This window comes from Burkholderia sp. AU18528, from assembly GCF_002223215.2.
Classification (GTDB): domain Bacteria; phylum Pseudomonadota; class Gammaproteobacteria; order Burkholderiales; family Burkholderiaceae; genus Burkholderia; species Burkholderia semiarida.
In genome coordinates this window covers 1,632,070-1,657,938 of record NZ_NKFC02000006.1, presented here as the reverse complement: position 1 = coordinate 1,657,938, position 25,869 = coordinate 1,632,070, and the positions used below count along the sequence as shown (strand labels likewise).

General features: G+C 68.2%; 24 protein-coding genes. 15 read left to right on the top strand and 9 right to left on the bottom strand.

Going from position 1 to position 25,869, the window contains the following annotated elements:
• Positions 1 to 56: 56 nt before the first annotated feature.
• The 6 genes from CFB52_RS24450 to CFB52_RS24425 form a co-directional block, all read right to left on the bottom strand.
• Positions 57 to 839 carry a lytic transglycosylase domain-containing protein gene (locus tag CFB52_RS24450; protein ID WP_099317928.1) on the bottom strand — a complete coding sequence of 261 codons (783 nt, stop codon included), beginning with the start codon at positions 837 to 839 and terminating at the stop codon, positions 57 to 59.
• On the bottom strand, positions 839 to 1,513 hold the full coding sequence (gene sctR / locus CFB52_RS24445) for a type III secretion system export apparatus subunit SctR (RefSeq protein WP_059584725.1): 675 nt from the start codon (positions 1,511 to 1,513) through the stop codon (positions 839 to 841). The genes CFB52_RS24450 and sctR overlap by 1 nt, the downstream gene beginning before the upstream one ends.
• A 3-nt stretch (positions 1,514 to 1,516) precedes the next feature.
• Positions 1,517 to 2,674, bottom strand: a complete 1,158-nt coding sequence (gene sctQ, locus CFB52_RS24440; RefSeq protein WP_099317665.1) for a type III secretion system cytoplasmic ring protein SctQ — start codon at positions 2,672 to 2,674, stop codon at positions 1,517 to 1,519.
• A gap of 380 nt (positions 2,675 to 3,054) precedes the next feature.
• Positions 3,055 to 3,453, bottom strand: coding sequence for a winged helix-turn-helix domain-containing protein (locus CFB52_RS24435; RefSeq protein ID WP_099317664.1), 399 nt, complete (start codon positions 3,451 to 3,453; stop codon positions 3,055 to 3,057).
• A gap of 447 nt (positions 3,454 to 3,900) precedes the next feature.
• On the bottom strand, positions 3,901 to 6,111 hold the full coding sequence (locus CFB52_RS24430) for a xanthine dehydrogenase family protein molybdopterin-binding subunit (protein ID WP_099317663.1): 2,211 nt from the start codon (positions 6,109 to 6,111) through the stop codon (positions 3,901 to 3,903).
• 2 nt (positions 6,112 to 6,113) lie between these two features.
• A complete protein-coding gene (locus CFB52_RS24425) occupies positions 6,114 to 6,575 on the bottom strand; it encodes a (2Fe-2S)-binding protein (RefSeq protein WP_006480868.1) in 462 nt (153 codons plus the stop codon).
• 180 nt (positions 6,576 to 6,755) lie between these two features.
• Between CFB52_RS24425 and CFB52_RS24420 the strand changes: the two genes are divergently transcribed.
• From CFB52_RS24420 to CFB52_RS24400, 4 genes are all read left to right on the top strand, one after another.
• The gene (locus CFB52_RS24420) at positions 6,756 to 7,679 is read left to right on the top strand and encodes an AraC family transcriptional regulator (RefSeq protein ID WP_059584731.1); all 924 of its coding nucleotides are present in this window, start codon (positions 6,756 to 6,758) and stop codon (positions 7,677 to 7,679) included.
• A gap of 1,879 nt (positions 7,680 to 9,558) precedes the next feature.
• Complete coding sequence (locus tag CFB52_RS24410; protein ID WP_059585110.1) at positions 9,559 to 9,882, top strand: hypothetical protein; 324 nt, start codon at positions 9,559 to 9,561, stop codon at positions 9,880 to 9,882.
• A gap of 111 nt (positions 9,883 to 9,993) precedes the next feature.
• The gene (locus tag CFB52_RS24405; protein WP_089465676.1) at positions 9,994 to 10,584 is read left to right on the top strand and encodes a hypothetical protein; all 591 of its coding nucleotides are present in this window, start codon (positions 9,994 to 9,996) and stop codon (positions 10,582 to 10,584) included.
• Between the two features lie 72 nt (positions 10,585 to 10,656).
• Positions 10,657 to 10,938, top strand: coding sequence for a hypothetical protein (locus CFB52_RS24400; protein ID WP_059584734.1), 282 nt, complete (start codon positions 10,657 to 10,659; stop codon positions 10,936 to 10,938).
• Here CFB52_RS24400 and CFB52_RS35200 read toward each other — a convergent pair.
• Positions 10,922 to 11,233, bottom strand: a complete 312-nt coding sequence (locus tag CFB52_RS35200; protein WP_226093905.1) for a hypothetical protein — start codon at positions 11,231 to 11,233, stop codon at positions 10,922 to 10,924. The two genes, CFB52_RS24400 and CFB52_RS35200, sit on opposite strands and share 17 nt — an antisense overlap.
• Between CFB52_RS35200 and CFB52_RS24395 the strand changes: the two genes are divergently transcribed.
• The 4 genes from CFB52_RS24395 (at position 11,223) to CFB52_RS24380 (ending at position 15,525) form a co-directional block, all read left to right on the top strand.
• Positions 11,223 to 12,620 (top strand): chemotaxis protein CheA, encoded by a 1,398-nt coding sequence (locus tag CFB52_RS24395; protein WP_257220627.1) that lies wholly within the window; start codon positions 11,223 to 11,225, stop codon positions 12,618 to 12,620. The genes CFB52_RS35200 and CFB52_RS24395 overlap by 11 nt on opposite strands.
• A 155-nt stretch (positions 12,621 to 12,775) precedes the next feature.
• Entirely contained in the window at positions 12,776 to 13,360 is a 585-nt protein-coding gene (locus CFB52_RS24390; protein ID WP_059584737.1) for a hypothetical protein, read from the top strand.
• A gap of 164 nt (positions 13,361 to 13,524) precedes the next feature.
• Positions 13,525 to 14,892: a sigma 54-interacting transcriptional regulator gene (locus CFB52_RS24385; RefSeq protein WP_373453017.1), complete on the top strand. Its 1,368-nt coding sequence runs from the start codon at positions 13,525 to 13,527 to the stop codon at positions 14,890 to 14,892.
• A gap of 126 nt (positions 14,893 to 15,018) precedes the next feature.
• Complete coding sequence (locus tag CFB52_RS24380; RefSeq protein WP_099317661.1) at positions 15,019 to 15,525, top strand: hypothetical protein; 507 nt, start codon at positions 15,019 to 15,021, stop codon at positions 15,523 to 15,525.
• A gap of 27 nt (positions 15,526 to 15,552) precedes the next feature.
• Here the strand turns inward: CFB52_RS24380 and CFB52_RS24375 are convergent, their stop codons facing one another.
• Positions 15,553 to 16,044 (bottom strand): hypothetical protein, encoded by a 492-nt coding sequence (locus tag CFB52_RS24375; RefSeq protein ID WP_059584743.1) that lies wholly within the window; start codon positions 16,042 to 16,044, stop codon positions 15,553 to 15,555.
• Between the two features lie 375 nt (positions 16,045 to 16,419).
• On the opposite strand from CFB52_RS24375, the gene CFB52_RS24365 reads away from it, so the two are divergent.
• Positions 16,420 to 17,097, top strand: a complete 678-nt coding sequence (locus CFB52_RS24365; protein WP_099317927.1) for a LuxR C-terminal-related transcriptional regulator — start codon at positions 16,420 to 16,422, stop codon at positions 17,095 to 17,097.
• Between the two features lie 18 nt (positions 17,098 to 17,115).
• On the opposite strand, the gene CFB52_RS24360 is transcribed toward CFB52_RS24365, so the two are convergent.
• Positions 17,116 to 18,669, bottom strand: coding sequence for a methyl-accepting chemotaxis protein (locus CFB52_RS24360; RefSeq protein ID WP_099317660.1), 1,554 nt, complete (start codon positions 18,667 to 18,669; stop codon positions 17,116 to 17,118).
• 246 nt (positions 18,670 to 18,915) lie between these two features.
• Between CFB52_RS24360 and panE the strand changes: the two genes are divergently transcribed.
• From panE to CFB52_RS24330, 6 genes are all read left to right on the top strand, one after another.
• Complete coding sequence (gene panE / locus CFB52_RS24355; RefSeq protein WP_099317659.1) at positions 18,916 to 19,863, top strand: 2-dehydropantoate 2-reductase; 948 nt, start codon at positions 18,916 to 18,918, stop codon at positions 19,861 to 19,863.
• A 251-nt stretch (positions 19,864 to 20,114) separates the two neighbouring features.
• Entirely contained in the window at positions 20,115 to 21,074 is a 960-nt protein-coding gene (locus CFB52_RS24350) for an AraC family transcriptional regulator (RefSeq protein WP_099317658.1), read from the top strand.
• 120 nt (positions 21,075 to 21,194) lie between these two features.
• Positions 21,195 to 22,139 carry a substrate-binding domain-containing protein gene (locus tag CFB52_RS24345; RefSeq protein ID WP_059584750.1) on the top strand — a complete coding sequence of 315 codons (945 nt, stop codon included), beginning with the start codon at positions 21,195 to 21,197 and terminating at the stop codon, positions 22,137 to 22,139.
• A gap of 5 nt (positions 22,140 to 22,144) precedes the next feature.
• Complete coding sequence (locus tag CFB52_RS24340) at positions 22,145 to 23,722, top strand: sugar ABC transporter ATP-binding protein (protein WP_373680977.1); 1,578 nt, start codon at positions 22,145 to 22,147, stop codon at positions 23,720 to 23,722.
• Complete coding sequence (locus CFB52_RS24335; RefSeq protein WP_059584751.1) at positions 23,709 to 24,722, top strand: ABC transporter permease; 1,014 nt, start codon at positions 23,709 to 23,711, stop codon at positions 24,720 to 24,722. The genes CFB52_RS24340 and CFB52_RS24335 overlap by 14 nt, the downstream gene beginning before the upstream one ends.
• A 46-nt stretch (positions 24,723 to 24,768) precedes the next feature.
• Positions 24,769 to 25,857 (top strand): alcohol dehydrogenase catalytic domain-containing protein, encoded by a 1,089-nt coding sequence (locus tag CFB52_RS24330; RefSeq protein WP_059639746.1) that lies wholly within the window; start codon positions 24,769 to 24,771, stop codon positions 25,855 to 25,857.
• Positions 25,858 to 25,869: the final 12 nt, after the last annotated feature.

Sequence of the window (25,869 nt, the reverse complement as noted above, 5' to 3'; positions counted from 1 at the left end):
CGGACCCCTGAAAGCGGCGCGGGTGCGAGCGCACGGAGCCGCGCGCGATCAAGCGATCACGGGTCGAGACACCGCACGCACAGCCGCTTCGCCTGGCTCGCCGGCAAGCCGCGGCACATCATCACGACCGGGCGCGCATGGCACGACGGCGCATCGGCGGACGCGGCCGGCAACGGCAGCCTGCGCGCGCGTTCGGGCGGCGTGGTCGCGGCCGCGTCCATGCGCCGCTGCCGTGCCGGCGGCGGCACGTCGCGCACGACGGGGATCGGTTCGACGCCGCCTTCGTGCGCGTTGCGCTGCGCGCTCGCGACGACGCGGCTCACGTAGCCGCTCGAGAAACCGGTCGTGAAGTTGCCGCTGTAGTAGCACGACAGCGCCGCGCGCAATGCGGCCTGGGCCGGGCGGCCGGTATTCGACGAGCGGGCGAAGCATTCGGTGAGGATCGCGCCGCCGGCCCGCAGGTTGCGGCACGGCTCGAACATCGTCGTTTCATCGAGCCCGTATTTCGCGAAATTGCGCTCGTTCACCTGCGCGAGCCCGACGCTGTAGCTGAAGCCGCGCGCCGCGAGTTCACGCGCGGTCGCGCGCGCCTCGTCGAGCGACGCCGGCTGGCGCGCCAGGTGGCCGCCCACCACGCCGATCGCATACGGATTGAAGCCGGACTCGGTGCGCACCAGCGCGGCGAGCGTATCGGGGTCGACGTTCGGCGCGCACGCGCGCGCCAGTTGCGCGAAGCCGGCGGCGCTGCCGGCCGCATGCGCGACGCCGTGCTGCCCGCACGCGAGCGCGATCAACGCGCAAACGCATGCGGCGGCGGTTCGCAGGGCGCGTGCGCGCATCATCCGGCTCCGGCGACCCGATACGACAGCACGAGCCCGTGCACGAGCAGCGACCAGCCGTCGAGCGCGACGAACAAGAGCAGCTTGAACGGCACCGAGATCGTCGTCGGCGAGATCATCTGCATCCCGAGCGCGAGGAGGATGTTCGCGACCAGCAGGTCGACGACGATGAACACGATATAGATCACGAAGCCGATCTGGAACGCCTTCGTCAGCTCGGCGAGCGTGAAGCTCGGCACCAGCACGAGCAGGTCGTCGTCCTTGATGCCGTCCGCGCGGTGCTTCGGCCATACCGAGGTGGCCGTGCGCACGAAGAATTCGCGGTCGCGCTGCCGTGTATGCGACACGAGGAAATCCTTGATCGGCGGCAGCGCGGCATCGGCGAGCGCGCCGATGTCCGAGGTCGACAACTGTCCCGACGCATCGAAGTGGCGCGCCTGCAGCGCGTCGCGGATCGACATCCCGACGGGCGCCATGATGAACAGCGACAGGATCAGCGCGATGCCGTTCAGCACGAGGTTCGGCGGCACCTGCTGGATGCCGAGCGCGGAGCGCAGCAGGCCGAGCACGACCACCAGCTTCGTGTAGCTCGTCACCATCAGCGCCGCGAACGGCGCGATGCCGAGCGCGGCGATCACCGCGATCAGCGCGACCGGATTCGGCAGGTTGCCCATCGTTCAGCGCTCGCGCGGCGCGGGCTGCGTCAGCGTGACCACGCGCACGCCGAGCTTCTGGCCGACCGCGATCAGGTGGCCGGTGCCGATCAGCATCCCGTTCGCGACGAGATGGATCACGCTCTGGTTGATCCCTTGCTGCAGCTCGATCACGGCGCCCGGCTGCAGCGCGCTTAGCTCGCCGAGCGGCATCGACGTGGGCGGCAGCTCGAAGCGCAGGTCGACCGCGAGGCCGTCGAGCGAGCGCGGCGCGTCGGCGGGCGGCGCGTCGTGCGTCGTCGGCGGCGCGGAGTCGGTGCGGGTCGGTTCCAAAGGCATCTCCCTGATTCGTTCGACGGTCAGCCGGTTGCCCGACGGCCGTCCGGTGATTTCCCACGCCGGCGCGGCCGGCAGCCGCGCGACGCACAGCAGGTTCTGCTCGTGCGCCTGCCAGCGCTCGATTGCAATGATGTCGCCGCCGACGACATCGGCCAGCTCGGCCGTCGTCAGCTCGGTGCGGCCGATCTCGAACACGAGCGGCACGGGCAGGTTCGCGTAGGCCGCACGCGTGTTGGCGGGCGCGGCGGGCGCGGCCGCGAAGAACACGGCCAGCGCATCCGGCGCATCGAACAGCAGCGCGCCGTGGCAGCGCCACGCGGCGTCGGCGCGCCGCAGCTCGAAGCGCAGCGCGGCCGGCGACGCGTGCCAGGCCGGCGCGTGATCGGGCGGCGGCAGCAGTTCCACGCGCTGCCGCGTCGCCGCCTGCAATACGGCCGTGAGCGGCGCGGCGAGGTCGGCGAGCAGCGCCGCGCGGATCACGGCCGGTACGGCCGGGTCGGCCGCCTCGCCGAGCCATTCGGTTTCCGCGACGGGGTCGATCCACAGCGTGCCGGCGGCCGGGCCGACGACGAAGCGGTACGCGTGCGCGTCGGCGGCCGGCTCGGCGTCGACGCGCCAGCGCACCTCGTACGCGTGCTCGCCGAGCGTGACCGGAACGGCGCCGGTCGCGCAGTACGCGTGCGACAGCCCGCGCGCGGCGGCGGCGGACAGGCGCGGCAGGTAGGGCGACGCGTCGAGCGCGACCGCGGCCGGCGCGGCGGCCGCGGGCGGTTCGGAGGCGGCGGGCATGGCCCGGTTCGCGGCGTCGCCGGCGTCGGCATTCGTCAGGAACAGCGCTGGCACGGCGGGATCGGGGCGGATTCGGCGTTGGTTCGACGGGTTGTTCTGGGGCCGGCGGCGCCGAGGGGCGCGCGGCTGCTGCGTCGATTGTAGGGACGGCGATGGCCGCGTGCCGTGCCGGAATCCGTAGTCGCGACCGTCGCGCGGAGACGGCGGGAGCGGGGCGCTACGAAGCGTGACGAAGTGCGGTGGAGGGCGGTGGAGTGCGATGAAGGGGGAGGCGATGGCGGGCGCTCAACGGCAACCGCCGCCCGGAGGCGGCGGTCGGGGCGCGACTGGCTGGCGGGCCGGGCGGGGTGCAGGCCGCGAAGGGCTGCGAATCCGCGCGGCACGGTGGGGGGCGTTGCCGGCGTGCCGCGAACGCGCGGCGCGCGGGTGAAGCGTTACGCGTAGTCGGCGGCCATCGCGGGTTGCGGCGCCGCGCGTACGATCGGCGCCGCCTCGTGGCGCTCGACGTGCGTCATCGCCGCACCGAACAGCACGAGGCGATAACCGACCGCGTAGATCGGGATGATCCGCAGGTTCTTGTCGTGTTCGAGCTGCAGCTTTGAGCGGATTCGCGAGATATGCGTGTCGAGCGTGCGCGACGACACGCCGAGCTCGCGGCCCCACACGGCTTCCTGAATTGCCTGCCGCGGCACGATCTTGTTCATGTTGTCGAGCAGGAATTCGACGACGTCGAATTCGCGCGGCGTCACGTCGACGACCTTGTCGTCGATTTCGATCGTGCGGCGGACGAAGTTGATTTTTATGTTGTCGATGTACAGGTATTTGCAATCCATGGTGGCCCTCGCATGTCCGTAAAGGAGTGTTTGCGAGGCCTTGTGCTGCAACTTCCGGGCCAGGGGCGGGATCGTCACGTGGTGGCGGCCGCGCGGAGCGGCGCAGAGGGTCCGGCGGCCTTGAATTCAAAAGAATTTTTAACGGGAAGCGTCGGGCAGACGATGATAGGGCTGGATCGACGGTGAAGGATTGTTACGTAGCATCGGCGCGCCGACGTTACGGGCGTTACGTCTGACGTAACGTGGGAGAGGGGATGGTTTACGGGGCGGGCTGGATGATGGTTCAGCCAGATAACGAACCCTACATCGAACTCTACCGGGTTTGCCTTATTTTATTTTTAAATCAATGGGTTGTATGAACTTCCCGCCGACATCGAACCCTGCATCGACAGCGGCGCCGGCCACGGGGCATGCCCCGCCCGCGGCCGGCGCGCTATCGCATCGGGATCAAGCCTTCGCGCCATCCGCCGAATCGAACGGCAGCACGTAATGCCGCTTGCCCGTCGCCGCGAAGATCGCGTTCGCGACGGCCGGCCCGACCGGCGCGACGCCCGGCTCGCCGACCCCGGTCGGCGCCTCCGCCGACGGCACGATATGCACCTCGACCTTCGGCATCTCGGCCATCCGCAGCACGTGGTAGCCGTCGAAGTTGCGCTGCTCGACCTGCCCGTCCTTCAGCGTGATCGCGCTGTGCATCGCCGCGCCGAGCCCGAACCCGATGCCGCCCTCCATCTGCGCGGCGACGATGTCGGGATTGATCGCGATTCCGCAGTCGACCGCGCACACCACGCGCTCGACCTTCACCTTGCCGTCCGCGTCGACCGACACCTCGGCCACCTGCGCGACATAGCTCTTGAACGCCTCGGCCACCGCGATCCCGCGCCCGCGCCCCTTCGGCAGCGGCTTGGCCGGATCCCAGCCGGCCTTCTGCGCGGCCAGCTCCAGCACCGCGCGCATGCGCGGCTCCTTCGCGAGCAGGTCGCGGCGGAACGCGTACGGGTCCTTGCCGGCCGCGTGCGCGGCTTCGTCGATGAACGCCTCGACCGCGTAGGCCGTGTGCGAGCTGCCGACCACGCGCCACCACAGTACGGGCACGCCCGTCTTCGCGGTGGTGAGTTCGACCGACACGTTCGGCACCGCGTACGGCAGGTTCGCCGCGCCCTCGACCGACGTCGCATCGATCCCGTTCTTGACCATGAACGCCTCGAACGGCGTGCCGGCGAGGATCGACTGGCCGACGATCCGGTGACGCCAGCCCACCAGCCGGCCGTCCGCGGTCAGGCCCGCATCGAGCTTGTGGAAGTACATCGGCCGGTAGAAGCCGCCCTGGATGTCGTCCTCGCGCGTCCATTGCAGCTTGACGGGCTTGCCGTCCGCGCCGAGCGCCTTCGCGATCGACACGGCCTCGACCACGTAATCCGACCACGCGTTCGCGCGCCGGCCGAAGCTGCCGCCCGCATACAGCGTGTGGATCTTCACCTGCTCGGGCTTCAGTCCGGCGACCTTGGCTGCGTTGCCCTGGTCGACCGTCTGGAACTGGTCGCCGGCCCAGATTTCGCAACTGTTCGCCGTCAGCTTGACGACCGCATCGAGCGGCTCCATCGGCGCGTGCGCGAGATACGGGAATTCGTACGTGGCGCTGATCTTGCGCGCCGCGCCGGCGATCGCCGCATCGGCATCGCCGTCCTTGCGCGCGGACGCGCCCGGCTTCTCCGCGAGTTGCCGGTATTCGCGCATGATCTCGTCCGAGCCGCGCTTTTCCGCCTTCGTTTCGTCCCATTCGACCTTCAGCGCGTCGCGGCCTTGTTTCGCGGCCCAGAAGCCCGTCGCGACGACCGCGACGCCGCCCGGCACCTGCACGACCGAGACGACGCCCGGCACGGCCTTCGCGGCTGTCGCGTCGAACGATTTCACCGTCGCGCCGAAGCGCGGCGGCCGCTGCAGCAGCGCGACGCGCATGCCGGGGAACGTCGTGTCGAGCGTGAATTGCGCGGTGCCGTTCGATTTGGCCGACCCGTCGACGCGCGGAATGCGATGGCCGATCAGCTTGAAATCGGCCGGCTGCTTCAGCGTGACCTTGTCCGGCACGGGCAGCTTCGACGCATCGGCGACGAGCGCGCCGTACGTGGCCGTCTTGCCGCTCTTCGCGTGCGTGACGACGCCGTTGGCGGTGGTCAGCTCGCCGGCCGGCACCTTCCAGCGGGCCGCCGCGGCCGACACGAGCATCGCGCGCGCCTTGCCGCCCGCTTCGCGCAGTTGCTGCCACGAGTTCGCCATGGCCGAGCTGCCGCCCGTGCCCTGCATCGTGCCGAACGCGAGGTTCGCATAGCGCTTCGCATCGGCCGGCGCGCTTTCGACGCGCACGCTCGACCAGTCGGCGTCGAGCTCCTCGGCGACGATCGTCGCGATGCCCGTATATGCGCCCTGGCCCATTTCGACGTGCTTCGCGATGACCGTGACGGCGCCGTCGGGCGTGATGCGCAGGAACGCATTCGGCGCGAATTCGCCGGCCGGGGCGGTGGCGGCGAGCGCGCGGCGGCCGACGCCGGCCCAGTCGAAGCCGATCGTCAGGCTGACGGCGGCGGTTGCCCCGGCGGCTTTCAGGAACGTGCGGCGCGACGGGCGCACCGAACCGGTATTGTCGAGTTCGATCGTCATGGTCAGGCTCCCAGCGTCGCGGCCGCGTCGTGGATTGCGGCCCGGATGCGGGCGTAGGTCGCACAGCGGCAGAGGTTGCCGTTCATCGCGGCGTCGATGTCCGCGTCGGTCGGCTTCGGGTTCTGTTCGAGCAAGGCGGTGGCCGACATGATCTGGCCGGACTGGCAATAGCCGCACTGCGGCACCTGGAGCTTGACCCACGCGGCCTGCACGGCCTGCGCGGGCTTGCTTTGCAGGCCTTCGATCGTCGTGACGTGCTTGCCCGCGATGCCGGCGAGCGGCAGCACGCACGAGCGGACGGCCTGGCCTTCGAGATGCACCGTGCATGCGCCGCACTGCGCCATGCCGCAGCCGAATTTCGTGCCGGTCAGTCCCGCGTGTTCGCGAATCGCCCAGAGGACGGGCATCGACGGATCGGCGTCGAGCGTGACGTTCTTGCCGTTCAGGACAAACGAGGTAGGCATTTTTATGTCTCCATGGGGAAAACCCGCCTTACGGGCAGGTTAGCCGGGAGTGTGCGCGAGCAGCCGCTTTTTGCGTCTACCCAATCCTGCAAATTTATTGAACAATCCTGCAAATCCCCGCCACGCCGCGAGCCGTTTCGCTATGCTCGCGCGACACGGGAAATCATTCGAGGATGCGTCATGGACATGACCGATATCGTCGCGTCGCGCGAATCCGGCCGGCGCGAACTGGCGTCGCTGATCGGCCGCTTCGCGCCGGCCGACGGCTCGCATTCGACGGCCGTGCCGGGCCTGATGCTGCATCGGCACACGCGGCCGGTCGACCTCGGCTGCGGCGTGTCGCGCGCCGCGCTGGTGATCGCCGCGCAGGGCGCGAAGCGCGTGATCGTGGCCGGCCAGGCATACGAATACGACACCCAGAATTGCCTGATTACGTCGATCGACTTGCCGATCCTGTCGCGCGTGACGCGTGCAACGCCGGAGGCGCCGTACCTGTGCCTGTCGCTGACGCTCGATCCGCAGCGCATCGTCGAGCTCGCGGCCGAGATGCGGCTGCCCGAGCCCGAAGCCGGCCCGGAAGGCGAGGGGATCGCGCTCGCCGAGCTGACGCCGCCGCTCCTCGACGCGGCGTTGAGACTGCTGCGGCTGCTCGATACGCCGGCCGACATCGCGGTCGTCGCGCCGCTGATCGAGAAGGAAGTGCTGTACCGGCTGATGACGAGCGGGCAGGGCACGCGGCTGCGGCACATGGCGATCGCCGGCAGCCAGACGCACCGGATCGCGCGTGCGATCGAATGGATCCGCGATCACTTCGCGGAGCCGATGCGCGTCGAGTCGCTCGCGCAGGCGGTCAACATGAGCGTGTCGTCGCTGCACCATCATTTCAAGCACGTGACGACGCTGAGCCCGCTGCAGTACCAGAAGCAGCTGCGGCTGCACGAGGCGCGGCGGCTGCTGCTGCGGCAGGGCGGCGACGTCGGGTCGGTGGCGGCCGTCGTCGGCTACGAAAGCGCGTCGCAGTTCAGCCGCGAATATAGCCGGCTGTTCGGCGCGCCGCCGATGCGCGACGTCGTGCATCTGCGGAAGAAGGAGCTGCTCGGCTGACGGGCGGCCGGCCCGTTGCCGCTTGTCGATTCGCGACGACCGTTGCCTGGCGGAATGCCGGCGCGGCGCTCCGGTTTCACTGACGACCCCGTCGATGCCTGAACGACGCAAGCATCGATCGGTGGTGATCTTCATCGCCTTTTCACCGACACGCCGATTGGCGTGCGGCCGCTACCGCGCATTGACCGTTCGGTATGTACGTTCGCGTTTCGCGCGTGCATGGTGGGGCAGTGACGCGTCCGTGTCGGTCGCAGGATCGATGCGGTCCGATACGAACGACGAGGTGCGCGATAAACCAGGCTGTCGCGAGATTGGCGACGTGAGCGCCGTTTTGAATCGGCACGTTTCAGTGATGAGAATCAAGCGGATGGTGGGTCGAGTATGTCGCTTCAATGAATGACTCGTCGGTGCGCCATGGATGAAAGGCGAATCGAATGGAAATGAAAAAATGATGCGCCCGTTTTTGCCAGGATCGCATGTTTTCCCTTTTAAATTTTTACGGCCGCAACGCACCGGACGGCAGTATTTTCGCTGCATGATCGTGTGGCTATTCTCACGGATGAATCAAATCCGTTTCCCATTTCGGAGTGAATCGGCGTTCCGGCCGTATCGGCGGCCATTCGGCGTCGGGCATCGAGCGACTGAATCCGCGTTGTCCGGCGTCATGGAAGGTTTGCCGGCATGCTGCAACACGCGGTTTGCCGGCGCAAGCGCGTGAACCAGCGGCCCTGTCGCGAAACGCTTCTCAACTATGAAACAACCGTTCGCAGGGGTGTCCGGCGTGCCTTGTCGCGCCGAATTCGTCCGTCAAATCAGCGCATTGCGTCGCATTGTTCGAGGATCACTGCCGCGAACGTCCCGTTATCGCGATACATTCGTGAAACAAAAAATGCCATTCCCGGCGAAATGATCAGGCCTGGCGGCTGTTTTCGGCGCGCAATGCTCGGTGGAATATCGCATGGCATGCGGTTTGCGACACAGGACGCACCGGCGAGCGGTCGACACGATGCAACAACGATGTGGGGGCGGCCAGTTCGTCATAAGCCAGTCGGGGAAGCGGCGATGAACACTATAAGCAGTGGCTTGATCCGCGCGTTTCTTGCGCACCATAGGGGTAGTCCGATTGATCGGGGTAGCGCTTGCGACGCAGTGCCAGCGTCGTCGGTCGCGCCTTGCCGATTTCGCGCCCTCCGCGCGCGCCGCGTGCTGGAGCGGTTGCCGTTGCGCGCCGCAACCCGGCGACAGCGATGCTCGACTTCATCGAGCGTTCCCGGATGGGCCAGGCTGCTCGTGCCGGACAGCGCGCCGATTCCTCTTCAACCGTGCAGAGCCGTTTCGATCGCGCCGGGCCAGTGCCGGCGCCGGCCGGACTAGATCGAACGCGCGTCGGCCGGATTATCCGGAAGGTCTTTCTTCGTAAGCTCAGGGAGCAGACATGTCGTCTGGCTGCAATGCAGGCCCGTTATCGCCCGGCTAAAGGGCATATGCGGAACGGGTGCTGCATTTTGCAGTATTAAATACATTCTCGAATTTTCAATTCGGAAAGCGGGTGCCGGTTTGGGCGTCGCTTTTGGATGGGGTATTGAAAATCGCGAGCCGGAAGGATGTGCGCGTCGTTCCGGTTGATGTAATCGTGGGTGTTTCAAGCGCGTATCAATGCTCATAAAAATAATAGAAAACACCTACGCATAAATTTTGGAAAAATTGAAAACATAAAACTAGACTTCGGCTGGCCGAAAATAAATGCGAAAGTTTGCAATTCGATAAAGATTTCCCGATTTGATAGCAATCCTTATTTTTCGAGGATTGCTCGAGGCAGGAGGATCGATGGCGTGCGATCTTCCATGCTCATTCTCTCCACGCCGTTATGGAGTCGACCATGAAGAAGCTTCTGATTGCAGCAGCAGTTCTGGTGGTTTCGGGTGCAGCGTTTGCTGGCAGCGGCACGGTGTCGAGCACCACTTCGACGAGCGGTGGCCAGACGATGGCAGGGGTCACCGGGTTCGGCCACTTCACCGCGACCGATTCCGGCTCCGCACTCGGTGCAGCCGGTGCAACGGCGGGCTACGGCGGCAGCGGCTCGATCTCGTACACGAACCACACGCAAACGTCGACGGTCGGCGGCTTCGGCTTCGGCGGCGCACAAGCAGGCGGCAGCAGCGGCGCGAACGCGGGCTCGACCGGCTGGACGTATCACCACTAAGCCGCGACGCGTAGCGTTCGTCATTGGCTGGCGGTGCGGAGGCCGGGCCTTGCCGCGTGCGGGCAGGCTCGGCTCCGCCACCGTCGAACTTCCTCACGGCAAGGGATTGCTATGAAAGCCAAAGTCATTTTAGCGACCGCGCTCACCGTCATTTCGTCCGCTGCATTGGCGGCCGGATCGTCCACGACCAACCAGACGCAATCCGTTGCGGCGGGTGTTTCCGGTTCGGTGCTGGTCGGCTCCGGCAGCTATACCAGCAATTCGACTTCGACGGCCGGCGCGAATGCAGGCAGTACCGTGACGCCCGCTGGCTCCGCCGGCACGGCGTCCGCGTATCACAACTCGACTTCGACGGCCAGCGGTTGGGGCACGAACGGGGGCGCGTTCGCGGCAGGCGGCGGTATCGGTGCCGCAGGCTCGTTCGCCGGAAACGGCAGCACGAACGAGAACGCGAATGCGCTTTCGGGAGGGGTGACCGCCACGATCGTACTCGGCGCGAACCGCTACACGGCCACGGGCGCGAACGACCACGGCATGGCCAACGCCGGCGCCGCGGGTTGGACGGGCATGGGCGGGTCGGGCGCGATCGCGGGCTCGAATCACACCAACGCGTCGACCGCGTGGAGTACCGGTCCGGCCGGTTCGCCGTCCGCATCGGGCGGAAGCCAGGCCGACTCGAGCGCGACCGGGAGCAGTCATTAGTCAGGTGTGGGGGGGCCAGTTTCCCAGCGACGCTGGTCTCTTTTCCACCTTGTTGTCACGTAAGGAGTTGGCATGAAGCAGAACCTGATTGCCGCCGCGCTGATGCTCGCGTCGCTGACGGCGTATGGCGCCGACCGTGCCGCCGATGGCGGGCAATCGACTATGCAGACGTCAAACAACCGTGACCAGACAACCAAACCGTCAGAACAACAAACGCTTTCGTCGGGCAGCGCGATCGGCGGACCTGACACCCGGCAATGGCAGGGCATGTCGGCCGGCTCGTGGTCCCAGCTGGGCAGCGGCTGGAAGCAGTTCGGGGAAGCAGCGAAATCTGAAGTCATTCAGGGGAATTAGTACGGTTGCCTGGGTCGGAGGTCCAACCTCGTCCGGAGAGTGAAATGAACAGCAACAGGATCAAGGTGGCATGCGCGGCGATGTTCGCGATGACCACGATCGGCGCCCAGGCGCAAACCGCCGATTCGACGTCGAGCGCGCAGTCGACGACGTCGTCGACCGCGATCAGCCAGGGCGGTGGTTCGAGCATGAACACGAACACCACGAGTTCGCGCGGCGGCAATGCCACGAGCAGCAGCGGGGTACGCGGCAGCGGCAATTCGAGCGTGAATGTGAACGTGACGATGCCGTCCACTACGGCCGGCGGCAACGTGGCGCCGCAGAGCACGAACGCACTCGCGACCGGCGCGCCGGGCTCCAGCCCGTACAACACGCAGGCGACGGAAAACGTCAATTACTCGGGCACGCAGACGATCAAGACGAATCCGTCGATCCAGGCGCCCGGCCTCACGACCACGCTGTCCGATACCTGCATGGGCTCGGTGAGCGTCGGCGTGTCGTTCCCGGGGTTCGGCGCGACGGGCGGCACGACGCTGGTCGACCAGGCCTGCGTGCGGCGTCTCGATGCGCGCGAATTCCGTGCGATGGGGTTGACCGACGTGGCGCTCGCGTTGCTGTGCCAGAGCGATGCGAACCGGCGCGCGGTGGAGGCGACCGGGCACCTGTGTCCGGGCACGACCGCGCCGCTCGCGCGTTCGAACGTGGCGCCCAGCGTCGAAGCGACCGTCGCGGACGACATCAAGTATCGCGATCCGATCGTGCGCGACCGGATGGGCCTGCCGCCGCTCGGCTCGACCGTGCCGGCGCCCGCGGCGACGCGCCCGATCGAGACGGCGTCGATGCGCGCCGCGCCTGTTTCGGTGCCGGTTCCTGTCCCGACGATGGCGCCCGTCGCCGCCGCGCCTGCCGTCGCGACGCCGGCCGTTGCCGCAGCCGCGCCGGCCGTTGCCGCGCCGGCCGTTGCAGCGGCAGTCCCCTCGGCCGCGGCGCCCGTGGCGACAGCCGCGCCTGCGGCCGTCGCCGCGCCCGCTGCGTCGGTCGTACCGGCCGCCGCAATGGCCGCCGTGCCGGCTGCAGCGGTCATTGCCGCACCGGTCGCGGCCGACAAGGCCACGCCAGTGCCTGCCGCACCGGTGGCCGATACGAAGGCGCCGGAGCCCGCGCAGCCGGTCGCCGACAAAGCCTCCGAACCCGCGCCGGCGATTGCCGACAAGACGCCCGGGCCTGCTCCGGCCGTCGCCGACACGGCTCCCGAGCCAGCACAGCCCGTCGCCGACAACGTACCGGAGCCGATGCCGGCCGCGACCGACACGGCGCGGGCTGCGGGCGAGATGGTGGCCGAACCGATGCCGGCGGCGGCCGTCGTCGCGGCGCCGGCAGCCGATGCGAAGGCGGCCGATGCGAAGGCTGTCGAACCGGCGCCGCAGGCATCGGCCGAACCGCCTGCCCCGGAGGCCGCGCCGCCGGCCGTCGTCGCGGCACCGGCCGACATGCCGGCCCCCGTCGCGAAAGTGCCGGACGCGGTCGAACCCGCAGTAGCCGCCGCCGCGCCGCCCGCCGCCGCATCGGCGTTGACCGATCCGGCGCAAGCGTTGTCGCCGGCCACGGTCGACCAGCAGGCCGCACCTGCTGCGCCGGTCGCGCCGGCGCCGACCGTCATCTCGACGAGTACCTCGTCGTAAGCATGCGGACCGGTTTGCCGTGCGGCCGGCGCGCCGGCCGCACGGCAGGCGTTCGACCCGATGCCCGATGGTCGTTTCCTGTTTGACGGGTGTTGTTCCGATCCCCGAGGTCAACACCTCTTTTTGCGTGACGAGGATGCAAGGAGGCCTCAATCATGAGGATCTTTTTGGTCGCTTTGCTGCTGGCCAGCGTGCAAGCCGCTGCGCAGTCGGTTTTCCAGAATCCCGCGGTCTTCGTCATCCTGAGCGAGCAGACGCTTGCGAACGCCGCGAGCGTGCAGCAGGCGCTGTCGACCCTCGGCCGTCCCGACAACGCGGCATGCGCGCCGATGATGATGATCGGCGATCCGCAGATGATCTACATGATGCCGGAAGCGGGCCACGCGCCATCGTGGCAATCGCCGGTGTACGGCCGAGGCGCGCCGTTCGACGCACAGAGCGGGCCGAGGCCGACCGGCAAGACGGTCGGCGCGATGCAGCACGCCGAGGACATGCGGACGCAACCGTGGAGCGACGGCAGCGCGCTCACGCAGAAGATCGCGGGCGAGCCGGCCGTCACGGCGGCGGACCGGGTGAACGCATGGCGGCACACCGGGCTCGACCGGATCGAAACGGCCCGCGCGTCGGACGTGACGGTAAACGGCAAGACCTACCGCGCCTATCGCGACGATCTCAACGGATCGGCGAAGCCCGTCGTCGAGCCGCAGGTCTACACGCAGCGCGTCGTGTTCTGCCGATGACACGGCATCGATTCGAGGACGGAGCGGCGCCGCGCCGCAGGGCCGCGGGCCCCGCCGGCGCGATCGGGCAACGGCCGCTCCGATACCCACCCTTATGCGGCGAGGCGATCGTGAACCATTGTTGTCAACCGAGCATGTCAGGCCCGCGAGAGGTCGAACGGCAGATGAGCGCGCTGCCGTTCATCGCGGTCCGGCACGACCCCGTCGCGCCGTCGCGCCCGCTCGTTTACCTGTCGCAGCGACACGATGCCGCGCTCGTCGATATGCTCGCGTCGCGCGGCTGGGACGTGCGGCGCGCCAAAACCGTGGCCGATGCGCTGAATCTCGTCAGGGCGAACCGTCCGCATGCGGGCATCGTCGATTTCGACAGTTTCGCGTCGCCGGACGTCGCGTCGTTCGAGGCGCTGCTGCGCGACCCGCGTGTCGGCTGGCTCGCGTTCGCCGGCGGCGAGCGGTTGCGCAACCTCGCGATCGCGCGCCTGATCCGCCGCTGCTGCTTCGACTACGTGCGCAACCCGGCGGCGTACACGACGATCGGCTATCTCGTCGGCCATGCATACGGGATGCTGAAGCTCGCGGACGGCGACCCGGCCGCGGAGGCGCCGCCGCCCGGCGGCGAGATGATCGGCGCGTGCGGCGCGATGCGCCGGCTGTTCGCGACGATCCGCAAGGTCGCGAACACCGACGCGACCGTGTTCATCGCCGGCGAATCCGGCACCGGCAAGGAGCTGACGGCCGCGGCGATCCACCGGCAGTCGTCGCGCGCCGACGCACCGTTCGTCGCCGTGAACTGCGCGGCCATCCCGACGTCGCTGCTGCAGGCCGAACTGTTCGGGCACGAGCGCGGCGCGTTCACGGGCGCGCACCAGCGCAAGATCGGCCGCATCGAGGCCGCGCACGGCGGCACGCTGTTTCTCGACGAAATCGGCGACATGCCGTTCGAGAGCCAGGCGAGCCTGCTGCGGTTCCTGCAGGAAGGGAAGATCGAGCGGCTCGGCGGGCATGCGTCGATTCCGGTCGACGTGCGGATCGTGTCGGCGACCCACGTCGATCTCGAAGCCGCGATGCGGGCCGGGCGGTTCCGCGCCGACCTGTACTACCGCCTGTGCGTGCTGCGGATCGACGAGCCGCCGCTACGCATGCGCGGCCGCGACATCATGCTGCTGGCCGACGACGTGCTGCGGCGCTATCGCGGCGACGGCTCGTACCGGATTCGCGGCTTCACGCCGTGCGCGATCGAGGCGATCCACAACTATCCGTGGCCCGGCAACGTGCGCGAGCTGATCAACCGGATCCGCTTCGCGGTCGTGATGACGAACGGCCCGCTGATCTCCGCCGCCGATCTCGAACTGCACGCGTACACGTCGCTGCGCCCGCCGACGCTCGCGCAGGCGCGCCGGCAGGCCGAGCGGCACGCGATCGAGGAAACGCTGCTGCGTCACCGCCAGCAGCATGCGAACGCCGCGTCGGAGCTGGGGATCTCGCGGGCGACGCTGTACCGTCTGATGACCGCGCACGGGTTGCATGGCTGACGCGCCGCGGCGGCGGCGCTCAAGACCGCGCGGCGGCAGCCGTTAAAACATGAAACGGCCCGTCCGGAACGCGCATCGATGGGCGCGCAACCGGCACGCGGCGCATCACGCTTATCCGAGGTCATCGTGGCAGAGTGCAGTCAGTGCGGCAGGACGTTCCTGGTCGGCGGGCAGTCGATCGACGGCCGCCGCTATTGCGGCCCGGCATGCGCGCAGGCGCATCCGGTCGTCGTCGAGGCCGAACGGGTGCCCGACGAGAGGGTGCGGCAGTATGTGGACGACTGGCGCTACGGGCCATGCCCGATCTGCCTGCGCGAAGGGCAGCCGGTCGATATCCACGCGTCGCATCGCGTTGTGTCGCTCGTGTTCGTGACGCGCTGGGCGACGCGGCGCCACGTGTGCTGCCGCCGCTGCGGCCGCAGGAAGCAGGCGCTCGCGCTACTCGCGTCGGCCGCGCTCGGCTGGTGGGGGCTGCCGTGGGGCATCGTGCTGACGCCGATCCAGCTCGCACGCAACGTGCTCGGCCTGGCCGCGCGCGACCCGGAGGCCGCGACGCCGCAATTCGAGGAACTCGTGCGGCGCAAGCTGGCCGCCCGCCGGCTCGCGCGCGCGCAGCGGGGCGCCGGCGCCTGACCGCGCGTTTCGGCGCGCCGTGCGCGCTCAGGCCGGCCGGTCGAAACCCGATGCGACCCAGCGTTCGGCGCTGGCCTTGTTGAGCTTGAACCCGGCCGACACCTTCGCTTCGGCCAGCAGTTCGCCATACGGATCGCATGCCTTGAGCTGCGCATACGGTTCGAACTCGTCCGGCACGATGTCGAGCGTCACCGACACATCCTGCCCGGCTTCGTCCTGCACCGTCACTTCCTTGTGCAGCATCGCGCGCCGCTGCTGTTCGTGGCGCATCAGCACTTCGGTCGCGGTCTTCACGAGCGTGCGGAACGCGTTCGCGTCCATCGGTTTCGGGTTCTTCTTGTCGCGGCCCATGGTCCACGGCCCGACGAGCGCGGGCTCGGACTCGCCGTCCTTGACCATTTCGACGGCCCAGCCGTCGTCGTCTTCGTTCTTGATGATGCGGGCCGTCCAGCCGTTGTCGCGCCAGAGGCCGTCTTCGTGGATGGAGGTGTCGTCGGATTGCAGGTCGGAATCGGTCATGAGGAAAGCGGGCAGTACGGGCAAGCCGGCGAAGGCGCGGGCGCGCGGCCGGTGACGGCGCGTCGCTCGCCGCCGGCGGGCCGGGGTGGCATGCAAACGCGCAATTTTACCCGCTGGCCGGCCGCGCGGTGCGTGCGGCCGGCCATCCGGCCGATGCCGCGGGGGCCCATCTGCCGGTCGTCGCGCGTCGAACGCCGCAAATATCAAACCTGTATTACGTTTTCGGCGGCCAATTCGTACGCCGTCCGATATCGCGCCCGGGCGGACATTCATAGAATCGGCATTCGGGCTAAAAATAGCCTGAACGTCATTTCAACGCCCAACCGGTCGCGTGCGCTTCGCGTGGCGGGGCCGGTGAACCACCAGGAACTGCGCATGAGGAAATTCAACGTTCGCATCGTCGTCGCATACGACTGGCCGCTGACGCTGGCCGGTATCGAGCAGATCGCAGACAGCAGCTGCGCGATCGCGCTCGTCGCGGTCTACCGGAGCGCGGCCGAACTGGTCGCGTCGCTCGGCGGCGTCGATTGCGACATCGTGCTGGTCGACTATGCGATTCGCGGCGACGAGCAGATGGACGGCCTCGCGCTGTTCGACTGGCTGCGCCGCACGCGGCCGAACGTCGGCATCGTCGCGCTGGTCGCGAACGAGAACCCGCTGATCTTCCGGTCGATCCTCGCGAACGGCGGCGTGAGCATCGTCAGCAAGCTCGACGAGGTCGGCCACATCGTCACGGCGATCCATTCGAGCTACAGCGGCGGGGCCTACCTGTCGCCGTCCGTGCGGCGCGCGGTCGATGCGCTCGGCACGCGCGGCGACGCGCCCGTGAAGCTGTCGGCGCGCGAGATCGAGGTGATTCGCCTGTATCTGGCGGGCGTACCGATCAAGACGATCGCGCAGCGCCTGAGCAAGGGCAAGCAGACGGTCAGTGCGCAGAAGATCAGCGCGATGAAGAAGCTCGGCGCGAACAACGACGTCGAGCTGATCCAGCGGGCGGCGGGGCTGGGGCTCGGCAGCGCCGAGGCCGCGCGGCGGGCGGGCAGCGCGGCGTGAGCGCAGGGCGGGGCGCCGTCAGGCTGGCAACGCGAACCGCGTCACCGCGTCGCGCAGCGCCTCCGCCTGATCGCGCAGCGAATGCGCGGCCGCCGCGGCCTGCTCGACGAGCGCCGCGTTCTGCTGCGTGACCTGATCCATCTCGCCCACCGCGCGGTTGACCTGCTCGATCCCGGCGCTCTGCTCGCGCGATGCGTGGCTGATTTCGTCGAGGATCTCGTTCACGCGCCGCACCGATTGCACGATCTCGGCCATCGTCTCGCCCGCGTGCGTGACGAGCGTCGCGCCGTGCTGCACCGTCTCGTTCGACGACACGATCAGCGACTTGATCTCCTTGGCCGCCGTCGCCGAGCGTTGCGCGAGCGAGCGCACTTCGGCCGCGACCACCGCGAAGCCGCGGCCCTGTTCGCCCGCCCGCGCCGCTTCGACGGCCGCGTTCAGCGCGAGGATGTTGGTCTGGAACGCGATCCCGTCGATCACGCCGATGATGTCGCCGATCTTGTGCGAACGGTCGGTGATCTCGTTCATCGTGCGCACGACGTCGTCGACCACCGCGCTGCCGCGCGTCGCGACCTGCGCGGCCTGGCCGGCAAGCGACGCGGCCTGCGCGGCGCTGTCCGCGTTCTGCTTCACGTTCGCGGTCATCTGGTCCATGCTCGACGCGGTCTGCACGAGCGCGGCCGCCTGTTCCTCGGTGCGCTGCGACAGGTCCGTGTTGCCGGAGGCGATCTCGCTCGCGCCGACGTTGATGTTCTCGGTGCCGGTGCGGACGCGCGACACCATGTCGATCAGCCCGCCCTGCATCGTGTGCAGCGCATGCAGCAGGCTGCCGCGATCGTCCTGCTTCACGGCCACGCGCGCGGTCAGGTCGCCCTGCGCGATGCGTTGCGCGGCGTCGAGCGCCACTTCGAGCTCGCCGCCCAGGTTCGCGCGCACGCTTTTCAGCACCATCACCATCACGGCGGTCGCGATCGCGCCGAGCACGGCCGTCATCGCGAACCAGCGGCCGACGCTTGCGAGCACCGCCGTGCGCACGTCGTCCATGTACATGCCGGTCACCAGATACCAGTCCCACGGCGCGAAACGCTGCACGGCGCTGGTCTTCTCCTGCGGCTTGTCCGCGCCCGGCTTCGGCCACAGATATTCGACGAAGCCCTTGCCGCCTTCCGCGTTGCCGGCCTTCACGATCTCGACGAACAGGTGCTGGCCGTTCGGATCGGTGAAATTCGACACGTCCTTGCCGTTGAGCTCGGCCTTGATCGGATGCATCACGATCACCGGCTTCGAATCGTTGACCGAGATATAGCCGTCGACGCCATGGCGCATCGCGGCGATCGCCTCGAGCGCCTTCTGCTTCGCATCGGCTTCCGGCAGCGCGTTCTGCTGCGACAGCTTGTAGTAGTGATCGGTCACGCTCGCGGCCTGCGCGACCAGCGATGCAAGCTGGTCGCGGCGGTCCGCGATCATCGACGCGCGGGTCTGCCATGCGCCGAGCCCGGCGATCACGAGCAGGCCGAGCCACAGGATGACGATCATCGACGCGAGTTTTTGATTCAGGGAAAGATTGCGCATGGTGTGAGGTTGGTCAGTCGAGAACGCTTGCCGGAACGGCGTGACGGGATAAGTCTCTTGACGGCGCGCCATGCGTGTCGCCGTAGACGGGAAATCCCTTAGAAGCGGTCATTTCCCGATGTCCGCGACGCGGGCGCGGGCATCTATGCATATGCATAACAGCGGCCGCTATACTGTCGGGCGACGGTCTGCGTTGCCCACGCACGGGCAGCGCGCGGACACCGAACGAAACGAAAGGAGGCAACGATGCGGATTCTGGTGGTAGGGGCCGGCGCGGTCGGCGGATACTTCGGCGGCCGGCTGGCCGCGGCGGGGCGCGACGTGACGTTCCTGGTGCGCGAGGGCCGCGCCGCCGCGCTCGCGCGCGACGGGCTGCTGATCCGCAGCCCGCGCGGCGACCTGACGCTCGCGAACGTGCAGACTGTGCGCGCGGGCGACGCGGGCGCCGGCGTCGCGCCGTTCGATCTCGTGCTGCTGAGCTGCAAGGCGTACAGCCTCGACGACGCGATTGCGTCGTTCGCACCGTTCGTCGGGCCGCGGACGCTGATCCTGCCGATGCTCAACGGGATGCGCCACCTCGACGTGCTGCGCGAGCGCTTCGGCGCCGCGCAGGTGCTCGGCGGCCTGTGCGTGATCGCGGCGACGCTCGATCGCGAGCAGCGCATCGTGCATCTGAACGACACGCACGGCGTGTCGTTCGGCGAACTGGCCGGCGGCGAATCGCCGCGCGTGCGCGCGGTGGCCGACGTGCTCGGCGGCGCGGGCTTCGACGCGACGCTCAGCGACGATATCGCCGCGCGGATGTGGGACAAGTGGGTGTTTCTGGCAACGCTCGCCGCGAGCACGTCGCTGTTTCGCGGGTCGATCGGCGACATTCTCGCCGCGCCGGACGGCCGCCGCCTGCTCGAGACGATGCTCGCCGAATGCAGCGCGATCGCCGAATACAACGGCCATCGGCCCGACCCGGCGGCCGGCGAGCGGATGCAGCGGATGGTGCTGACGCCGTCGCCGCTGACCGCGTCGATGCTGCGCGACGTCGAGAACCATGCGCGCGTCGAGGCCGATCACGTGATCGGCGACCTGCTCGCGCGGCGCGACCCGCAGGCGGCCGATACGCTGTCGCTGCTGCGGATCGCGTACAACCACCTGAAGGCGTACGAGGCGCGCACGGCGCGCGAGCACGCGGCGGCGTAAGCCGGCGCGGGCGATCGGCGCGGACGGCCGCCGCACCATTCCGCGCTGCAACAAATTTGCCTTCTGGCGCCATTTCCGCCCGCAGGCGGCAAAAAAGTATCGAAAATCAGGCGTAAAGTTGGTGGAGCCGCGCGCGCGATCGACCTACATTGCTTCCCATGCGACCGGTCGCGGCGCCGCGCGAGACACGCGGCGCACGCGCGCACAGCCGAACAGGCCGGCCAGCGAACCAAGGGAATGGAGACGCCAACATGATGCACCCCGATCTCGAAGTGGTCGACGTGCGACGCGACGAGTCGTTCAAGGTCTGGTCGCACGGCTATCCGTATCGCACGATCCGCTGGCATTTCCATCCCGAATTCGAGCTGCACCTGATCGTCGCGACGCACGGCAAGTATTTCGTCGGCGATCACATCGGCTCGTTCGGCCCCGGCCATCTCGTGCTGCTCGGGCCGAACCTGCCGCACAACTGGGTCAGCGACATGGCCGCAGGCGAAACCGTCGAGCGCCGCAATCTCGTGATCCAGTTCGATCCGTCGTTCGTGCGGCGCTGCATGGACGCATTCCCCGAATGCCGCGACGCGCAGGCGCTGCTCGACGATGCGCGGCGCGGGGTCGGCTTCGACGCCGCGACGAGCGCCGCGATCGCGCCGTTGTTCGACGAGCTGCTGACCGCGCGCGGGATGCGCCGCATCGCGCTGTTCATGACGATTCTCGAACGGCTGTGCGGCGCGGCCGAACGCACGCTGCTCGCGAGCCCCGCCTACGACCAGGCCGACGTCACGCCGACGCGGCTCAGCCACGCGCTGTCGTATATCGGCAAGAACCTCGCGTCCGAGCTGCGCGAATCCGATCTCGCGCAACTGACCGGGCAGAGCGTCAGCGCGTTCTCGCGCGCGTTCCATCGCCATACGGGCATGCCGTTCGTCCAGTACGTAAATCGTCTGCGGATCGAATCCGCGTGCCAGATGCTGCTCGCCGACGACGCGAGCATCACCGACATCTGCTTTCAGGCCGGCTTCAACAACGTGTCGAACTTCAACCGCCAGTTCCGCGCGGTGAAGGGGATGGCGCCGTCCGAATTCCGCGCGCTGCAGCGCCTGAACGCACGCAGCCGCGAGCTGGCGCTGCATGCGGCGCCGACCGGCAATCCGCTGCCGCCGCGCGTGCTGACGCCCGGTGCGCCCGAACTCATGCCGCAGCCCGGATGATCGCCGGGCCGTTGCCCGCCCGAGTTTTCCCAACCGTTTTACCCAGCCGAATCGCGTCGCTTGCGCCGCGAGGGGCGCATTCACCCACGAAAAAGCCGCACACAATCTGGAGACACCGTCATGACGCACGCATCGCCCGCTTCTTCTTCCCGTCGCGCCGCCCGCCTGGCGGCCGTTGCCGCGCTCGCCGCCGCGGCCCTGTTGCCCGCCGCCGCCGCGCACGCCGCGCCGCTGCGGATCGGCATGACGTTCCAGGAACTGAACAACCCGTACTTCGTGACGATGCAGAAGGCGCTGAACGAAGCGGCCGCGTCGATCGGCGCGCAGGTCGTCGTCACCGACGCGCATCACGACGTCAGCAAGCAGGTGAGCGACGTCGAGGACATGCTGCAGAAGAAGATCGACATCCTGCTCGTGAACCCGACCGATTCGACCGGCATCCAGTCGGCGATCACGCAGGCGAAGAAGGCCGGCGCGGTGGTCGTGGCCGTCGATGCGAACGCGAACGGGCCGGTCGATTCGTTCGTCGGCTCGAAGAATTACGACGCGGGCGTGATGTCGTGCGAATACCTCGCGAAGGCGATCGGCGGCAGCGGCGAGGTCGCGATCCTCGACGGCATTCCGGTCGTACCGATTCTCGAACGCGTGCGCGGCTGCAAGGCCGGGCTCGCAAAATTCCCGAACGTGAAGCTCGTCGATACGCAGAACGGCAAGCAGGAGCGCGCCGCCGCGCTGTCGGTCACCGAGAACATGATCTCCGCGCATCCGAACCTGAAGGGCATCTTCAGCGTGAACGACGGCGGCTCGATGGGCGCGCTCGCCGCGATCGAGGGTTCCGGCAAGGACATCAAGCTGACGAGCGTCGACGGCGCGCCCGAGGCGATCGCCGCGATCCAGAAGCCGAACTCGAAGTTCATCGAGACGACCGCGCAGTTCCCGGCCGACCAGGTGCGCATCGCGCTCGGCATCGCGATCGCGCGCAAGTGGGGCGCGACGGTGCCCAAGGCGATTCCCGTCGACGTGAAGGTCGTCGATCGCGGCAACGCGAAGGGTTTCAGCTGGTGAACGACGTGCGACGCGACGCGAAGGGCGGCGGCGCGGCCGACGCCCTTCGCACGGAGAAGCCGATGGACACGATACTCAGGCTCAGCCACATCACGAAAAGCTTTCCCGGCGTGAAGGCGCTGTCCGACATTCATCTGGAGATCGCGCGCGGCGAGATTCATGCGCTGCTCGGCGAGAACGGCGCGGGCAAGTCGACGCTGATGAAGATCCTGTGCGGCATCCACCAGCCGGATGCCGGCACGATCGAGATCGACGGCAGCGCACGCCATTTCGCCGACTATCACGACGCGGTCGCGGCCGGCGTCGGCATCGTGTTCCAGGAATTCAGCCTGATTCCGCACCTCGATGCCGTCGACAACCTGTTCCTCGGCCGCGAGCTGCGCAACCGCTGGGGCGCGCGCGACCGCAAGCGGATGCGCGCCGCGGCGGCCGCCATCTTCGCTCGCCTGGGCGTGGCGATCGATCTCGATGCGCCGATCCGCGCGCTGTCGGTCGCGCAACAGCAGTTCGTCGAGATCGGCAAGGCGCTGTCGCTCGACGCGCGCATCCTGATCCTGGACGAGCCGACCGCCACGCTCACGCCGGCCGAGGCCGAGCACCTGTTCGCGATCATGCGCGAGCTGAAGCGGCAGGGCGTCGCGATGATCTTCATCTCGCATCACCTCGACGAGATCTTCGCGGTGTGCGACCGCATCACGGTGCTGCGCGACGGCCAGTACGTCGCGACGACCGAGGTCGCGCGCACCGACGTCGAGCAACTGGTGCGCATGATGGTCGGCCGCCGGATCGAAAGCAGCTTTCCGCCGAAGCCGGCGCGGCCGGCCGACGCGCCGGCCGTGCTCGAGGTCGATGCGCTGCAGATCGAGCGCGACGGCCCGGTGAACCGCTTTGCGCTGCATGAAGGCGAGATCCTCGGTTTCGCGGGGCTGGTCGGCTCGGGGCGTACCGAGACCGCGCTCGCGGTGATCGGCGCGACGCGCGCGCATCGCAAGGCGCTGCGCGTGCGGGGCGCGGCGGCGAAGCTCGCTGATCCAGCCGACGCGCTGCGCGCGGGCATCGGCATCCTGCCGGAAAGCCGCAAGACGGAAGGGCTCGTCACGTCGTTCTCGATTCGCGACAACATCTCGCTGAACAACCTCGGCAAGTACCGGTCGATGCGCTGGCTGATCGACCGGCGAAGCGAGGCGCGCACCACGCATGACGTGATGCGGCGCGTCGGTGTAAAGGCGCCGTCGATCCACACCGAGGTCGCGACGCTGTCCGGCGGCAACCAGCAAAAGGTCGTGATCGCGCGCTGGCTGAACCATCACACGTCGGTGCTGATCTTCGACGAGCCGACGCGCGGCATCGACGTCGGCGCGAAAGCCGAAATCTACGGGCTGATGCGCGAACTTACCGCGCGCGGCTACGCCATCATCATGATCTCGTCCGAATTGCCGGAAATCGTCGGCATGTGCGATCGCGTCGCCGTGTTCCGGCAAGGCCGCATCGAGGCGACGCTCTCCGGCGACGAGATCGATCCCGACACGGTCATGACCTATGCCACGGCCGGCACGCGAGGAGCGACCCATGAACCTGCCTGATTCTTCTTCCACGCGTTCGACGACGCTCGCGGCCACGGCCGGAAACGGCGACGCACCGCCGCCCCGCGCGATGTGGGCGCAACTGCGCCGCTCGACGCTGTTCTATCCGCTCGTCGGCCTCGTCGTGGTCTGCATCGCGATGATGATCGCGAGCCCGAGCTTCCTGTCCGCCGCGAACCTCGAGAACGTGCTGCGCCAGGTGTCGATCAACGCGATCATCGCGGTCGGCATGACCTGCGTGATCCTGACGGGCGGGATCGACCTGTCGGTCGGCTCGGTGATGGCGCTGTCGGGCACGCTCGCGGCCGGGCTGATGGTCGCGGGCGTCAACGCGGTCGCCGCGCTGGCGATCGGCATCGCGGTCGGCCTCGGCTTCGGTGTCCTGAACGGGGTGTTCGTCGCGTTCGCGGGAATGCCGCCGATCATCGTCACGCTCGCGACGATGGGCATCGCGCGCGGTCTCGCGCTGATCTACACGGGCGGCTATCCGATCGACGGGCTGCCCGACTGGGTCGCGTTCTTCGGCAGCGGCAAGGTGCTCGGCATCCAGGCGCCGGTGCTGATCATGCTGGTGGTCTATGCGATCGCGTGGCTGCTGCTCGACCGGATGCCATTCGGCCGCTACGTGTATGCGATCGGCGGCAACGAGCAGGCGACGCGGCTCACCGGCGTGCGCGTCGCGCGCGTGAAGCTGATCGTCTACACGCTGGCCGGGCTCACGTCCGCGCTTGCCGCGATCGTGCTGACCGGGCGCCTGATGAGCGGGCAGCCGAACGCGGGCGTGGGCTTCGAGCTCGACGCGATCGCGGCCGTCGTGATGGGCGGCACGTCGATCTCCGGCGGGCGCGGCGCGATTCTCGGCACGCTGGTGGGCGCACTGTTGCTCGGCGTGCTCAACAACGGGCTCAACATGATCGGCGTGAACCCGTATGTGCAGAACGTGATCAAGGGCGGAATCATCCTGCTCGCGATCTACATCAGCCGCGAGCGATCGCGGTAACGACGGAAATATCGGTTATCCGAATCATTCAGAAAAGAGACAACTCATGACGACACCCGAAGCCCAACCGCGCATGACCGCGGTCGTCTGCCACGGCCCCGAGGACTATCGCGTCGAACAGGTCGCGATGCCGCGCCCCGGTACGAACGAGCTCGTGATCCGCATCGCCGCGTGCGGCATCTGCGCGAGCGACTGCAAATGCTATACCGGCGCCAAGATGTTCTGGGGCGGCCCGAGCCCATGGGTGAAGGCGCCGGTGATTCCCGGCCACGAATTCTTCGGCTATGTCGAAGCGCTCGGCGACGGCGCGGCCGAGCATTTCGGCGTCGCGCTGGGCGAGCGCGTGATCGCCGAGCAGATCGTGCCGTGCGGGAAGTGCCGCTATTGCAGGTCGGGCCAGTACTGGATGTGCGAGGTGCACAACATTTTCGGCTTCCAGCGCGAGGTCGCCGACGGCGGGATGGCCGAATACATGCGCATTCCGCCGACCGCGATCGTCCACAAGATCCCGCTCGGCATATCGCTCGAGGATGCCGCGATCATCGAGCCGCTGTCGTGCGCGATCCACACGGTGAACCGCGGCGACGTCCAGCTCGACGACGTCGTCGTGATCGCGGGCGCGGGCCCGCTCGGGCTGATGATGACGCAGGTCGCGCACCTGAAGACGCCGAAGAAACTCGTCGTGATCGACTTGATCGACGAACGGCTCGAACTCGCGCGGCAGTACGGCGCCGACGTGACGATCAACCCGAAGCGCGACGACGCGCGCGAGATCGTCCGTGCGCTCACCGACGGCTATGGCTGTGACGTGTACATCGAGACGACCGGTGCGCCGGTCGGCGTGAACCAGGGGCTCGACCTGATCCGCAAGCTCGGCCGCTTCGTCGAATTCAGCGTGTTCGGCGAGGATGCGACCGTCGACTGGTCGATCATCGGCGACCGCAAGGAGCTCGACGTACGCGGCGCGCACCTCGGGCCATACTGCTATCCGGTCGCGATCGACCTGCTCGCGCGCGGGCTCGTCACGTCGAAGGGCATCGTCACGCACGGTTTCGCGCTCGAGGAATGGGACGACGCGATCCGCGTCGCGAAATCGCCCGAATCGATCAAGGTGCTGCTGAAGCCGGCCCGCTGACGGCCGGCGCGC

What these genes read in the sequence shown, in the direction of transcription:
- CFB52_RS24450 (WP_099317928.1), bottom strand. Translation starts at nt 839, where the DNA reads ATGCGCGCACGCGCCCTGCGAACCGCCGCCGCATGCGTTTGCGCGTTG.
- sctR (WP_059584725.1), bottom strand. Translation starts at nt 1,513, where the DNA reads ATGGGCAACCTGCCGAATCCGGTCGCGCTGATCGCGGTGATCGCCGCG.
- CFB52_RS24435 (WP_099317664.1), bottom strand. Translation starts at nt 3,453, where the DNA reads ATGGATTGCAAATACCTGTACATCGACAACATAAAAATCAACTTCGTC.
- CFB52_RS24430 (WP_099317663.1), bottom strand. Translation starts at nt 6,111, where the DNA reads ATGACGATCGAACTCGACAATACCGGTTCGGTGCGCCCGTCGCGCCGC.
- CFB52_RS24425 (WP_006480868.1), bottom strand. Translation starts at nt 6,575, where the DNA reads ATGCCTACCTCGTTTGTCCTGAACGGCAAGAACGTCACGCTCGACGCC.
- CFB52_RS24420 (WP_059584731.1), top strand. Translation starts at nt 6,756, where the DNA reads ATGGACATGACCGATATCGTCGCGTCGCGCGAATCCGGCCGGCGCGAA.
- CFB52_RS24410 (WP_059585110.1), top strand. Translation starts at nt 9,559, where the DNA reads ATGAAGAAGCTTCTGATTGCAGCAGCAGTTCTGGTGGTTTCGGGTGCA.
- CFB52_RS24405 (WP_089465676.1), top strand. Translation starts at nt 9,994, where the DNA reads ATGAAAGCCAAAGTCATTTTAGCGACCGCGCTCACCGTCATTTCGTCC.
- CFB52_RS24400 (WP_059584734.1), top strand. Translation starts at nt 10,657, where the DNA reads ATGAAGCAGAACCTGATTGCCGCCGCGCTGATGCTCGCGTCGCTGACG.
- CFB52_RS24395 (WP_257220627.1), top strand. Translation starts at nt 11,223, where the DNA reads ATGCCGTCCACTACGGCCGGCGGCAACGTGGCGCCGCAGAGCACGAAC.
- CFB52_RS24390 (WP_059584737.1), top strand. Translation starts at nt 12,776, where the DNA reads ATGAGGATCTTTTTGGTCGCTTTGCTGCTGGCCAGCGTGCAAGCCGCT.
- CFB52_RS24385 (WP_373453017.1), top strand. Translation starts at nt 13,525, where the DNA reads ATGAGCGCGCTGCCGTTCATCGCGGTCCGGCACGACCCCGTCGCGCCG.
- CFB52_RS24375 (WP_059584743.1), bottom strand. Translation starts at nt 16,044, where the DNA reads ATGACCGATTCCGACCTGCAATCCGACGACACCTCCATCCACGAAGAC.
- CFB52_RS24365 (WP_099317927.1), top strand. Translation starts at nt 16,420, where the DNA reads ATGAGGAAATTCAACGTTCGCATCGTCGTCGCATACGACTGGCCGCTG.
- CFB52_RS24360 (WP_099317660.1), bottom strand. Translation starts at nt 18,669, where the DNA reads ATGCGCAATCTTTCCCTGAATCAAAAACTCGCGTCGATGATCGTCATC.
- panE (WP_099317659.1), top strand. Translation starts at nt 18,916, where the DNA reads ATGCGGATTCTGGTGGTAGGGGCCGGCGCGGTCGGCGGATACTTCGGC.
- CFB52_RS24350 (WP_099317658.1), top strand. Translation starts at nt 20,115, where the DNA reads ATGATGCACCCCGATCTCGAAGTGGTCGACGTGCGACGCGACGAGTCG.
- CFB52_RS24345 (WP_059584750.1), top strand. Translation starts at nt 21,195, where the DNA reads ATGACGCACGCATCGCCCGCTTCTTCTTCCCGTCGCGCCGCCCGCCTG.
- CFB52_RS24335 (WP_059584751.1), top strand. Translation starts at nt 23,709, where the DNA reads ATGAACCTGCCTGATTCTTCTTCCACGCGTTCGACGACGCTCGCGGCC.
- CFB52_RS24330 (WP_059639746.1), top strand. Translation starts at nt 24,769, where the DNA reads ATGACGACACCCGAAGCCCAACCGCGCATGACCGCGGTCGTCTGCCAC.